This window comes from Parapedobacter sp., assembly GCF_035556095.1.
In the GTDB taxonomy this organism is placed as follows: Bacteria; Bacteroidota; Bacteroidia; order Sphingobacteriales; family Sphingobacteriaceae; genus Parapedobacter.
In genome coordinates this window covers 42,143-55,889 of the sequence record NZ_DATMFT010000021.1, presented here as the reverse complement: position 1 = coordinate 55,889, position 13,747 = coordinate 42,143, and the positions used below count along the sequence as shown (strand labels likewise).

Genomic DNA, 13,747 nt, shown 5'->3' with positions numbered 1-13,747 from the left:
GTATTATTAAAAGATTTGTACATATTATTATAAAATGAGTGATGTAGAATGAATTTGATATGCATGGCTACGGTGCTGTTAGCTGTACCAACTGGTACGTACCTGGTAATACCTTATATTGTAACAGACCACCTTGGCCAGCTAGCTTCTCAATGCTTTTGTAAGCCGAGATATCCACGGCCTCTTCCGGTCGGAGCTGCAGGGTAGCTACACTGTTGGGCGGCACGGTGACTTCCAGCCGCAGCTTGCCGTCTTCCCGCGACCAGTTCGATTTAATCGTACCGACGGGCGATTCAAACGATCCGGTGGCCCATGTTAAATCAGTTGCATCTCGAAACGGCGGGCGGATGACGAACTTTCGAAATCCTGGAAATTGTTGATCGCGCTTGATGCCCGCGACGCCATCGATGTACCATGCTCCGGGATAAAGGTATGAACTGTGCAGTAACGAGTGACCGGGAAGGTCTTTCTCCCACATTTCCCACATTGTCGTTGCACCATTCGCTTTCATATATCCCCAGCTGGGATAGGTTGTTTGAGATACCATACTATAAATCAAGTCGTCTCGCCCTTCGTCGCGTAGGAGTTTAAAAAGCAGCGCTCCACCCGTAATACCGGCGTGGATGTGTCCGTTTCGTACATCGATAATCTCGCTTTCTAGACGCTCCATCACTTTGCTGCGCAACGGTGCCGGCGGAATTTCAGCCAGCAGGGCGGCGGCAAGATTGGCCATGGAACCGTCTGCGTAACTGTGGTCCGCTTCATTGAAAAAGCGGGCATGCACCGCCTTGGCAGATGCCTCGGCCTGTGCTTCCCAAGCACTAACCTCTTTTGTTCGGCCGATGATTCCTGCAATTTTTGCAGCTGTACGCAAATTGAATATATAGTAAGCATTGTTCAAACAAAGTGTCTCTGGTTTATCGTTATTCATGCCTTCGGCCGTTGCGTTCGGCCAAAGCCAGTCTCCCAGAAAATCCCATTGCCCGCCAAAGCGTTGCAATAAGTTGTTTTTGGTATGTGATTCCAAAAACCTCAGCCAACCTTGAATGAGCTCGAAATTACTTTCCAACACTTGCTTATCGCCATAATGTTGGTACATAAACCAAGGCAATGTAACGACGATTCCACCCCATGCAGGCCCGCCGCCACCCCAATAGGTCGGGGCCGTATGCGGTAGTACGCCGTTGTTCAACAACCGACCGCTGGTTACTGCCTTACGGGCATAATTCGTATCCAGCATATTACCAACCATGGGCTCCGTGCCCTGCACGTCACGCCAATCTTGCATCCACTTCGTATAGAATGCTGCCATGTGGTAATTGAACATGCCTGTTTCGCTCGTCGCGTGCGCGTCGCCCCCGTAACCCATACGCTCACGCTGGGGGCAGTCGACGATAAAACCACCGAGCGAAAGGTTTTCAAATGTCCATCGTATCCGATCATATACCCAGTTCTGCAACGTATCCGAACATTCGAATTGTGTCGCTTCGTTGTAATCCGTCCGGACCATCCACCCTCTCACATCACTGATGGTGGGTGCATTCTTCAACCCTTTTATCGTAATCCAACGTCCCGAGCTATAATTGAAACGATTACGGAACGTTCCCGTTCCTCCGTCGCCAATGACGTAAGCACTATGAAGGCCAAATGTCATATCATCCTGTTCGCGCTCGGAGTAAAAAAAACGGATGGTATCGCCTTCTTGTCCTTTCAGGTTGACCTCCGTCCACCCGGCAAAATTAACGCCCATGTCCACTCGGTAGGAGCCGTCGGCTCGTTCTTCGATGCTTACCGGCCGGATTTCATCAAAGAGGCGGTTTCCTTCAATCACTTGCGGTGAAAGCGTTAGTCTCGTGGGATACTCGGTTGCCGGTTGCCATGCTGTTTCGTCACAGCTTGCTTTGTTCCAATCGGCGATTTCTTTTCGGGCATCCCATAATTCACCCCCCATATTTCTAAAATCCCACTTACCGAGCAGTCGATTGGGGCTGGGGTGGGTTTTCCATGTAGCATCGGTGACAATCCTGGCCAGGGGCCGTGTGCCGTCTCCGGGCGATGCTTCTTGGTACACGTCCATTTGTGCGGTCACGATTGGGGTGAGCGGGCGGTCCTCATGGAGGATGTACCCCGGGAAAATCGACCACGACGTACCCAACCAAAGCGCGATGACATTGGTTCCACGCTTCAGTTTATCGGCAATGTCATAGGCAACATAGCGGGCCCGTTTGGTATGGTCTGATACGGCCGGGGCGAGTACCTCATCCCCAATGCGTTCGCCATTCACATACAATTCATGGTAGCCTACTGAGGCCACAAATATCGTTGCTTTGCCAGGCCTCTTGCTCAATTCTACCGTCTTTCTGAACCATGGGTCTGTAATATTATTTTCTATGGCCGCGCGATTGTACATTTCGTCACTACCAATCCATTGGGCTTTCCAATCGTTCGCGTTGAACAATCCCGTTGTCCAATAAGCCGGTTTACTCCATGCCGAAACCCTTCCATGCTCATCTTTAACCTGCACTTTCCAATGGTAGGCACGGTCCGAGCGCAGCTCTTGCCCATTATATACGATATGCTGCATCTGGTCCGAATCTATCCAGTCACTATCCCATAAATCTCCTTCTCCTTTGGCCAATAGCCGGCTAGTTGATGCCACCAACACGCGATAGGCCGTCTGGTGCTGTCCAAATGCCGCTTTATCTGTTGCTTCCAACACCCAGCTTAGTCGTGGAGAATGAACTGTGATGCCCATCGGATTTTCAAGATACTCGCAACGAAGGCCACTGGGGAGAACAGCGCTATTGGATTTGGCGGACGCACTCAGCGAAAAAAGTGTGCTAAAAACACCCCATAGCAGCAGTAATAATCGTTGTTTCATAATCTGAAGATCATCAAAGTTGGTAAGTCGGTAAAGATAACAGCAAAAGACAGTTTCACTGTCCTGTACCATTATGGAGACCGACTGTCTAATTTGGTTGTTCTCCTTCTCGTACAAACCGTCACACGGAAATTAACTAGGAAGCGTACGTTCAAAGTCGATAGACCGAATTGTAGATTGCTCAACGATGTTGTCTTAAAACAAACAACTCACCTCTACCTGGAGGGATATCGACTGCTATCGCATTAAGGCCACCATCCCGAAAGGCAATTTGCCCTGTTTGCCTGTTCAGTTTTCCCACTTGAAAAGAATCCTTCAGTATTATCGTGCCTGAAACCGCATTTTCATAATCCGTATTAACCAATAAAACCAATCTCTCCCCGCTGCTGTTGTCCTCAAATTCCCCAACCAACAACTCCGCCGATACGGATTCTAGCAAATCGGAATCAGCTAATTTATCTAAATAATCGTCATGTAGTATACTGCCTGTATGATAGGTCTTTTGAGAGGAAGCATTCAACAATTTGTTTCCGATGTGCAACGTCTCGATATTAAGCATCGCAACATCATTAAATAAATGATTTGGCGTCCCTTGTTCATCAAGAATGCCACCAATGGTGTTATAATAAGAAATACCTTTGGCGCCCAAAGCCAATGCAATGTAATTTTGCACAGCAATCTGCCCAATGGAGATATCACCGACTCGACCGTCCAAAATATCTCCCATCAGTTGGATATATAGCCAAAAAGGAATTTCCCGTTCGATCGCCTTTTTGCGGATATAGCCCCAGTCTCTCCATAATTTGGAATCTGTTAAACTGACTCCTTGTTTTATATCCTGCTCGTAGACGTAATAATTCGTACAAAGAAGAGGTGGGTCAACCACGGATAACAGTTCGTCAATATACCTAGTATATTGTCCGTTCTCCCATGTATAGGTCGGGCTGTAAGACTGCAATGTTACAACCAGAAACAATTTTCCGGGATCATAACGCCTTAAAAGGTCCAAGTCGCGCCTTACCTGTGGCAATTGTTCCAAAAATGGTTCGTCCCAAACATAGTACCCTGCGAAGGACTTATAATTGCTGTAAAGCGCTACGGCTTCAACGACGCTAGCAGCGGTCGTCTTCGCAATCTGTGCATCGTAATTTTGAAAGCCGCCGAATTTCGAATAGTCCTGGACGATAACTTTCAAACCCAGCCCCTCTGCAATTCGAAGGGCTTGTACGCTGCCTGCAGGCGTAGTGAATGTGGTTTCGAAATGTGTGAAATTGGCTCTCTTGGTGTTTTCCAGAACTTGCCGGTTATGGGCGGCCTCACCGCCAGGGATCCCATGAAAGGTGCTGATTACGAAGCTATCCTGCCGAAATGGTTTGGGTATCAATTTAACATATAATTTGAATTGGATTACCTTATCACCGGCTAGCAGTGTGAAGGAATCCGTCCGCTCAAGATCCAATGTCAGTTGATTACTTTCCGAATCCCTTAATCTGATATGTTCGGGGAAAAAGAATGACATGCGAACATCAGCGATGTCCTGATCTTCATAACATGTTACCGTTACCAACTTCTGTCGGTTATCAATGTCGAGATCAACTACATCGAGATTGCTGACATGAATCGAATCAATAAAAATGGTTATGGGCGAATCGACGTCTTTCGTTTTGCCACAGGAAACCGAAAAACACAGGACGAATATCAGATTAACTACGCTCTTCATATAACGAGGGTAAAATGTTAGTGAGGTTATACGTATCGGTAATGCAAAAAGAAATGGGTTGGGGCCATCAGGTAGACTGCCCCAACCCATTTACCATCCTGGGTTTTGCCATTCGTCTCCCAATACGGAGATTTCCGTCAACGGAATAGGGAATAACAAATATTTATCCGCCCATGAGTTCCGTCTGCCTACGACAAAACGCTCATAGGTAAAAGAATCGCCTTCCTTTTCTATCAGCATACCCGTCACCAATTTATCCGTCTTATCCAGTATTTTCCACCGCCGCACGTCCCAAACACGCTGCTCTTCCAGCGCAAGTTCAACAGCACGTTCTTTTTGGATATAGGCTCGCATCTCTTCTTTAGAGGTAATGGTCTGGGGAATAGCCGGCATATGGACGCGATCGCGGAGTGGTTTCATGGCCGCGGTGACATCGGGCCCCGGCCCATTTAGTTCATTCTCGGCTTCTGCAAGATTTAAGTAAAACTCCCCAAAACGCATCCGTTTCCAATACGCACCTAAGAGAATGGGTGCGGGAACCGCTTGATCAAGGAACTTCCTAAGGTAATAACCTGTACGGGTATTTCTCCGGCCTCCATTCGGTCTGATCTCGGCTGCTCCACCTACAAATGTTTCCGCCAATGCGTCAATACCGGGAATATAAGCTCCGTTATAGATTACCGTAGCATAAAACCGAGGGTCTCTGTTTTCATAAGGGTTTGCAGGGTCATAACCGCTTCCCGAGAAGTAATTCGGTTGAAGATGGTCGTCATCCAAATATGGGGAAGCAGGATCAACGACGGGTAACCCGGTTGTCCGCATATCAAACATATCTACCAATTCCTGGGTCGGACAACTCCCTGCCTTTTCCATATCGCGCTGCGGGAAACCGTTACTATGATGAGGCCATACCATGGGATATGGGCTCACGCTCTCCAGAATCGTTTCTTTGTCTCTCGGAGAGGCACTAAAGTCTCTGCTATTCAAAAAGTAATTCTCAAACGACGCTTCTCCGAGGTTAGGATCATAATATACCTGATACCCTCCGTTGGCCGTAAGCAGCGATATTCCTTCTTTTGCATAGTCTCTCGCTTTTTCCCATTTTGTAAGGTCATTCTCCGGATTGTACAGCGGACTTGCGGCAAACAATTGGGCTTGAGAGCGCAACAATAGCATGATTGCTTTGGTCATTCTGCCCTTATCAAGGCCGTTTGTTATCCGCCATGGAAAGTCCGTGACGTCTTTGACCGCTTGCCAATCCCGATCGATAAAATCGGCAACTTCTTGAAAGCTCCCTGGTCTTTTTACCGTCAAAAAATCCGTTTGCAGGCTCAAAGGCGTCTCAACAATTGGCATAGGGCCATATTTCTTACAGAGCTGTACATAATACCAGGCTCTCAATACTCTCGCTTCTGCCTTCATCCTTGCCCGGGATCCTTCGTTGATCACTTGAGCATGATCTATATTTTCTAAGAAAACGTTACATTTTCTTATTCCAGACCAATACACCCTGAAAATGTTACCGTTATTGCCGGTTTGAGTGGGATCGTATGTAGGAGACAAACTCCCTTGATACCACATCGGAGCAATTAACGGGTCAGGTTCAAAATCATCCGAATCGTGGAAAAGATCGGTAATGCCACCTAAAAATGCGCCCGAAAAATAATTGAGTCCGCCTTGGTTGACGTTCATCTCCGAATAAGCGCCGTTGAGATATGCTTCCACCATTTTGGGATCCTTCCACACATCTTCCAAAGAAATCCTCCCATCAGGTGTAATATCTAAATATTCTTGGCACCCAGCCATCAGGAAAACGAGCTGGGCTATGATAATTTTCGTTATGATTTTCATTAGAATAATTTTTTTATGGCAATGAAGTTTGCATAAATTATTTATGTTCTTTTGTTTATGGAAGTTTATGCAGGTTTCATCTTTTTATTTTTTTAGTGATGATGAAACTGTCATGATTTAATTATTCCCTGTGTGGTTTTTGAAAACCATGACGGTTTCATTTCCATTTGTTTAAAAGACAACATTAACCCCAAAATTGAACATCCGCTGAATAGGATATGCCAATACCCAGCTTAATTCAGGATCATATTCCTTGGTAGGAAATTTATCCCAAGTGAGCGGATTCAATGCGGTTGCATATACACGCATGCTTTGCATTCTCATTCTTGATATCAAGTTGTTGGGAATCGTGTATCCAACCTCAAAACTTTTTAGCCGGAGATAGGAAGCGTCCCAAATGAAAAATGCGTTTTGAATATGGTTTGCATTGATGGACGAACCTAACGCTGGCCAAGTAATTTTATCACCATTCGCCGCCCGCTCCGGTGTCCAAGCATTTTTGTGGATATCGAAAAAGACACTATTCCCCTGCCCCACCTCGTAAATACCGTTGCCGGTATAAGGTCTGGACACCCTGGAGACACCTTGCAATAAGAACGAAACGTCAAAGCTTCTATAGTTGACGCTTAAGGCTCCCCCAAACGTAAACTCGGGAATCGACGAATGAAGGATAGGCGATATATCTTCTTCGTTAATCGTACCGTCGCCATTCAAATCGACATACTTCAAATCGCCGACCCTCGGCTGTCCGGCACCAACCTGATAAACCAGCCCCGAGTTATCAATTTCTTCTTGGCTTCCCCAGAAACCGTTTGTCAAATACCCAAACTGCTGGCCTATCGGAAACCCCTGTTGTTGGTATCGATAGGCATACGTTTCGGGTCTCAGGGGTTCGTCATTGAAAATTAACTTATTTTTGGCGTAATTCAGATTTACCTTGCTTAATATGGAGAAATGTTGGCTGAACGCTTTCCGATGCCTCAATTCAACTTCAAACCCTTGGTTTTCGACGATACCGATATTCAACGGGGGCAAACCACTTAAACCCAGGATTTGGGTGAATTGTTGCCTATTGATTAACATGTTTTCCGTCTTCTCCCTGTAAAAATCGGCCACTAAGTCTACTTGATTAAAAAGTCCGACTTCTATTCCCAGATTACCCTTCCGGCTCACTTCCCACCTCAAGTCAGGGTTTCCGATAGCAGTCTCTTCGATGAGTTGCCCCCCATACAAGCCAGGGATGATACCACCTCCCGTTAACTTCACGTCATCGAGGTACAAAAAACGACTGCCGCCTAGCCTGTCATTACCGACCACGCCGTACGAGCCCCTGAATTTCAGAAATGAGAGTACCGGATTGTTTTGCAAAAAGTTTTCCCTGCTTATTATCCAGCTTGCCGAAACAGAAGGGAAAAATCCGAATCTGTTTTTTCTCGAAAATTGCTCCGATCCGTTATACCCCGCGTTGAATTCAGCGAAATATTTGTTGCTATAACCATACGTAAGCCTTGACACCGCTCCAATTACCCTGAATGGCAAACGCTGTCCTTGTAACAACTGTTCTTCTTGTTGATAAAGCAACAAAGCAGTCAATGCATGATTGTCGAAATCCCGCTCATAATTAAGTGAGCCTTGGATATTTAAATACGAGAGAAAATTGGAAGATGAGCTAAGGGCGAGGGGCGTATTTTCAGTTTGGTCCCGCCTACTATAAACGGGTATCTCATTTCCCGCTTCATCTTGGCCTACCTCCATCAACCATTGCTGGAATGTTTGACTGGCGTTGAGGTGATAAATTGTGCGGGTATCGAAAGATGCCATTGCCTGTGCAGACAACCCTTCAGTTATGAAGGATGAGAGGTCTTGTTTCATGCCATAACTGGCGGTTACATTCGTACGCTTCTCCTGGGAGTAACCTGATTTGTTTATTATTCCCCATGGGGGATTCGAGTCGGACCCGACATGGCCGATTACTTCTCCGTCTGGTGTAAGTGGCCCTGGCATGATACTAGGGTACGTATAGGTACTGTAGAGTAACATCAAGTTGTCCGCATTGGGATTTGGCTTATTTAGTACTTCCAAATATCCTCCGATGTTCAGAAACGCCGTTAAGTTCCGGTTGAGATTAATATCAATATTCGAACGGAAATTATACCTTTTCAACGAACTGGAAGCGTCGTATTCGTCTTGGGAGACTTTCCACAGGCCATCCTGGTGCAGCGCGCCTACATTAACAAAATAGGCAGTTGATCTGGTTTTACCGCTTACATTTAGGTTCGCACGCGTTTGACGGGTATTGTCTTTGACCATCATATCCATCCAGTCGTTGTCCGGGTAAATATCGGGTCTGTCTTGTAGCCTAAAGTGTTCGATTACTTCGTCTGAATACAGCTCGGCCCGATCGTCATTCGCCCTTGCTTGGTTTGTTAATGTCACATAATCCAGTGCCCCTACGGGTTGCGGAATACGGTTGAACTGCTGATAAGCATTCTCGAAAGACAGCGCAATTTGGGGTTTGTCACTTTCCCCTCTTTTTGTGGTGACGAGTATGACCCCATTGGCACCTTTCACACCAAATACAGCTGTGGACGAAGCATCCTTCAAAATGGTCACGCTCTCCACTTCATTCGGGTCGATATAAGTTAACTCACGCGGAACACCGTCTACCAAAATAAGAGGGGACTGCCCGTTCAATGTCCGCACACCCCTCAAATATAGGTTAACCCCCTCTCTTCCGGGCTCCCCTGCGCTTTGGATAACGGTTAGTCCCGGCAACTTCCCAGCCAAGGAGACCGCTAGGTTGGAAGCGGGGCTTTGCTTGATTTCTTTGGTTTGGATTGATGAAATCGCTCCGGTTATCGTTTCTTTCTTTTGGGTTCCGTAACCCACCACGACCACCTCGTCCAGGTCAGATTCTTCAACCTCCAATACGATATCCAACGAGGTTTGTGTGCCTAGGACGGCTTCTTGAGAAATATAACCCACATAACGAAATACCAGTATTTCATTTGAATTCGCCTGGATTTCATAACGCCCTTCGCTATCGGTAGAAGTCCCCCTTGAGGTACCCTTTACAAATACCGATACACCCGTTAATGGTGTGCCAAGAGAATCGACGACGCGACCCCGGATACTTTGTTGCGCCGCCTCGTGTCTTATTACTGAAGCGGATTCATCCTTTTTTTTCGGAATCAACGTAACAATTTCTCCCTCAATCCGATAGTCGTAGGGTTGATTTTCAAACACTAATAAAAGTGCGCTAGACACCCCCACATCGCTGATGTCCAGCGTCACCGGATTGGCCGTCTTCAAGTATTGGTTATTAAACATAAAGTTGTATCCGCTTTGCTGTTGAATTTGCTTCAGCACATTTTCAAGCGGCGCATTCGTCACGCGCAACGTTATTCGCTGTGCGTAGGTATATGCTGAGACTTGAAACGAAAACACCAAAATGAGTATGGCTGTTAGTTTCATCGTTAGGTAAAATAGGACAATTGGTTTATTGAACACATAAGTACCTTGTGGCGACTTGACAACTTTGTCGCCCGAATCGATACATATTCGATTATACATAAAAAACTTTTTTTCAGGTACAATCCCCTCGCTTTTCACTTTCAAAATCTAAAATTGTGAATCGCTTTTAGTAGTTTTGTACCGTTAGGTGAACGATTTAGTTACTTAAATGGTTGTAATTGTTACGCCTGATTACGCCGAAAGTGGTAACGACACTTTCGGCCTTTTTGGCTAATATGCTGTGATGATGGTATTACTTTTCGTTGACTATAATCCTCCTTCCTTTACGTTCAAACGTTAATGGTGTATTTAATTCAATCACTTCAAGAATCTCGGAGAGCATCACATTACGCGATAGCGATCCCCAAAATTCAATACCGGCTGCGAGTTCCTGATGCTCAAACGACACGTCATACCACCTTTCTAATTTTTTGATTACCAAGGGCAGGGGTTCGTTATAGAATACAAATCTGCCGTCTTTCCATGCTACATAGTCGCTGGCATCAACCGTGATTACCTGTATGTGGCCACCCTTAAATGCGGCTTGCTGACCCGGCTTCAACGTGACGAATGCTAGGGACGCGCGCGCCACAGCGGTATTGCTTCCAACCGCAACAGCTCCTTCTACAAGCGTTGTCATCACCTGTGCTTCGTCAGGATACGCATTGATGTTAAATACAGTTCCCAAAACCCTAACCACCTGACCATTACTTTTTACCAGAAATGGGCGATGTGCATCCTTTGCAACCTCAAAATACCCTTCACCATCGAGCTCCACCTCCCGTGTGTTTCCAGTGAACTGAGCAGGATAACGCAAAGCCGACGCTGCATTGAGCCACACACGGGTACCATCCGGCAGTGTTACCCGGTAGGTGCCGCCTTTCGGAGTTGATAATTGATAATTGATAGCTGCCGATCCCCCTTGCGGTTTACCACCATTATCCATTGCCAACTGTCCATTATCAATTAGTTTATTTCCGTCTACGTACTTGATTCCATTGGCTACCACGATACCACCTTGCGCTGTGTCGAGGTCAATAGTTCGACCGTCAGGCAAAGTGAGTGTAGCCTGGTTGCTTCCCGGTGCAATATCTGCCAACTGGGCGACGGGAACTTGCAATCCACCCGTTGATTTGAGAAAGAAATAGATACTTCCGGTCACAACGACCAACACCGCGGCTGCTACGCGTACCCAATATCCGCTCGTCCATCTCCTCGATACACCTGATACCGTTCGCGGCGGTCTAGTCCGTGCAATAATCCGCTGCGCTGCACGATCGGCAATCGCCTTCGACAACTCATCCGGTTGTGTGTCTGCACGATCAAGTTCTTGTTTGATTAGTGGCGTCAAATCATCACCCACATCCGAATGCTCAAAATAACGCAGCAAGTCTTGCAACTCTTCCGAGTTGATCTGATTATTCAGGTATTTCTGAAACAGTGTCGTGATGGGAATCTTACTCACAATCTTATTTTACATGCTTATACGCTGATGGCATGAAAATCAGATGCTGTAACCCGTAAGAAAAATCAGAATTAGAAGTAATTGATTGATATATAGTGCATTATTTTTTATGAAATATGATATAACATGGCACTCGACACGAGAAGCACGCCTAATTCAGCATGTGTGGTCAGGTATTGCCTCAAAAAGCGGTTGGCTTTTCGAATGTGATCATTTACAGTACCCGGGCTGATGTTCAACAGCTTGCTTACCTCCTCGTAGCTTCTGGACTCCATCTTGCACAATATAAATACTTCCCGCCTTTTAGGCGGCAGCAGATCAATTGCGCGGTGAAGCGCTGTCCGGGTCTCCGACGAAATCAAGGATTCTTCGACGTGCGAATAGGTTTCGGAAATCGCGGCCAGTAAATGCTGTTGCATCACCCTATCTTTCGCGGCTTTTCGGAATGTGTCGCGGATGAGGTTTTCCCCGATGCGAAACAAGTATGATTTAATTGACTGTTCGGGGTCGACTTGTTCCCGGCGCATCCATAATCGTACAAATAGTTCTTGTAGTAACTCCTCTGCCAGTTCGGGCGACTTGAGTATCCTGAGGAAGTTACCTGCTAGCCGTAGCTTATACCGATGGTATATTTCCACAAATGCGTCGTGGTTACCCGCTCGCAATTGTTCGAGTAAGTGCCGTTCTTCGTTATGGCCTTGAGAAATCAATTTATATCGGTTTATATCGCGGTACAAATAAGGGTACCTCAAACCTATAAGAAAAAAAACACATAACTATCCTGCACCATCGGGTAATGGTTACACAAACTTCCTCAATAGATCGAGCATCTTCCGGTCGAGCTTTTGCCCATACCAGTCTTCATAAGCAACGTCTCTCCGGTCCGAATTCAGTATACCGAAGGTTCCATTAAACTCCCAAAGTGCAAAACCAATCCCATGTTCTGTCAATATGGAAAACATATCATCCATCCACGAGAGCGCTACCTGATGTGGGGTTTCCTTCCATGCGCCACATTCGCCGCAGTGCACACCGCCCCCTTGGCTCACTAAGTCGATCCACGGCGCAAAATGCTCCCTCAGCCAAGTCTTGTCATGCACCACACCGTTTTCTTCGCTTGGCCAAGTGACTGCCGGTAAGTCATCCGGGTGCTGGAATACCCAGGGTGCTTTGTAATGGGAAACCAAACCGGGTGCATAGCCCCTACAACTTTGGGCAACATCCAAGTCGGATATATTGTCGATGACCTCGGCACCAATGTTATTTCCATCCGCGATGACCAAAGCCCGTGGGTTAGCCATCCGTATGGTATCAAAACCTTTGACGATCAGGTCTCGGTATATGTCTTTGGGCACCGAACTACGGCGCGAAAACTGGTCGTTCATATCCTCGCGGAAACAAGGCTCATTCAACAAATCAAAGCTGATGTATTCGTGGGTTTTGCTCCTGAGCAACTTGGCCCAATGCGCCCAATGAAATACAAACGCCTCCATAGCTTCATGATCCGTCCAAAGATTATAAGGTTCTTCGAAGCCCGCATTGACGCAAAACCCGGGCGCTCGGTGTAAATTGAGGCTCACGTGCAGGCCTTGGCTATTGGCCTGCTCCACCAATTCCATCACCTCCTGAACCCGCTTATCGTCGATGCGGTACACTTCTTCCTTGTTGATAGGCCGGGTCCGGTCGAAATCCACATAATACGGGTATGCCATGGGTACACGAACAAAATCGAAACCCCAGTCCGCCATCCAACGGAAGTGTTCCCGGGTCGTGTGCTGCCGCCTCATCCGAGGGTCCGGATGGAAGAAATCAAGCACATTAAACCCTTTCCACCGGGGAAGCGCATTGGTAGGCTTTGCGGCAAGCAACTCTCCTGCCGACAGCAAAGGCAAACCTGCCAACCCGAAGGCCAGTGTCCCAGCTTGTTTTATCATTTCTCGTCTTTGCATTTCTTTTTTGGTTAGTTAATCCGCCGGACTCCTAATCGCCCGATCCCATTGGCAACCTGCTTGTCCATTAACCCCGTAAGTCATGTCAATCTTGTTTCCCAATCCTCCGCTTGACCGAATACGGGCACGTAGCCAAAAATACAAAAAACAACACATCTAAAAATAAAAAAAGCTGGTGTATAGCCAATTCAAAATTCATTCAATAACCTGTATAGCCATATTAGGATAAGACACGGTTCGACACTTGTTTGCCAACGGTTCGAGACTGCTTCGCTATGCCTGCACCCTGTGAGCACGGTGAGTCCACGTCGAGTCCACGTTTTTGCGGTAAAAACGTGGATACACCCCGGACTCAGTATAGCCACAGC

Annotated in this window: 7 protein-coding genes; all 7 read right to left on the bottom strand. The window is 46.7% G+C overall.

What is annotated here, in order from left to right; translation table 11 throughout:
* Positions 1-67: 67 nt before the first annotated feature.
* The 7 genes from VNQ80_RS10815 to VNQ80_RS10785 all read right to left on the bottom strand — a co-directional run bounded on the left by VNQ80_RS10815 (position 68) and on the right by VNQ80_RS10785 (position 13,379).
* Positions 68-2,881 (bottom strand): family 78 glycoside hydrolase catalytic domain, encoded by a 2,814-nt coding sequence (locus VNQ80_RS10815; RefSeq protein WP_325638385.1) that lies wholly within the window; start codon positions 2,879-2,881, stop codon positions 68-70.
* A 181-nt stretch (positions 2,882-3,062) separates the two neighbouring features.
* Positions 3,063-4,601: a hypothetical protein gene (locus VNQ80_RS10810; RefSeq protein WP_325638383.1), complete on the bottom strand. Its 1,539-nt coding sequence runs from the start codon at positions 4,599-4,601 to the stop codon at positions 3,063-3,065.
* Between the two features lie 90 nt (positions 4,602-4,691).
* Positions 4,692-6,452 carry a RagB/SusD family nutrient uptake outer membrane protein gene (locus tag VNQ80_RS10805; RefSeq protein ID WP_325638381.1) on the bottom strand — a complete coding sequence of 587 codons (1,761 nt, stop codon included), beginning with the start codon at positions 6,450-6,452 and terminating at the stop codon, positions 4,692-4,694.
* A gap of 171 nt (positions 6,453-6,623) precedes the next feature.
* Positions 6,624-10,025 (bottom strand): TonB-dependent receptor, encoded by a 3,402-nt coding sequence (locus tag VNQ80_RS10800; protein ID WP_325638379.1) that lies wholly within the window; start codon positions 10,023-10,025, stop codon positions 6,624-6,626.
* Positions 10,026-10,218: 193 nt separating this feature from the next.
* Entirely contained in the window at positions 10,219-11,430 is a 1,212-nt protein-coding gene (locus tag VNQ80_RS10795; RefSeq protein ID WP_325638377.1) for a FecR family protein, read from the bottom strand.
* A 107-nt stretch (positions 11,431-11,537) separates the two neighbouring features.
* On the bottom strand, positions 11,538-12,140 hold the full coding sequence (locus VNQ80_RS10790; RefSeq protein ID WP_325638375.1) for an RNA polymerase sigma factor: 603 nt from the start codon (positions 12,138-12,140) through the stop codon (positions 11,538-11,540).
* A gap of 90 nt (positions 12,141-12,230) precedes the next feature.
* Positions 12,231-13,379: a glycoside hydrolase family 5 protein gene (locus VNQ80_RS10785; protein WP_325638373.1), complete on the bottom strand. Its 1,149-nt coding sequence runs from the start codon at positions 13,377-13,379 to the stop codon at positions 12,231-12,233.
* Positions 13,380-13,747: the final 368 nt, after the last annotated feature.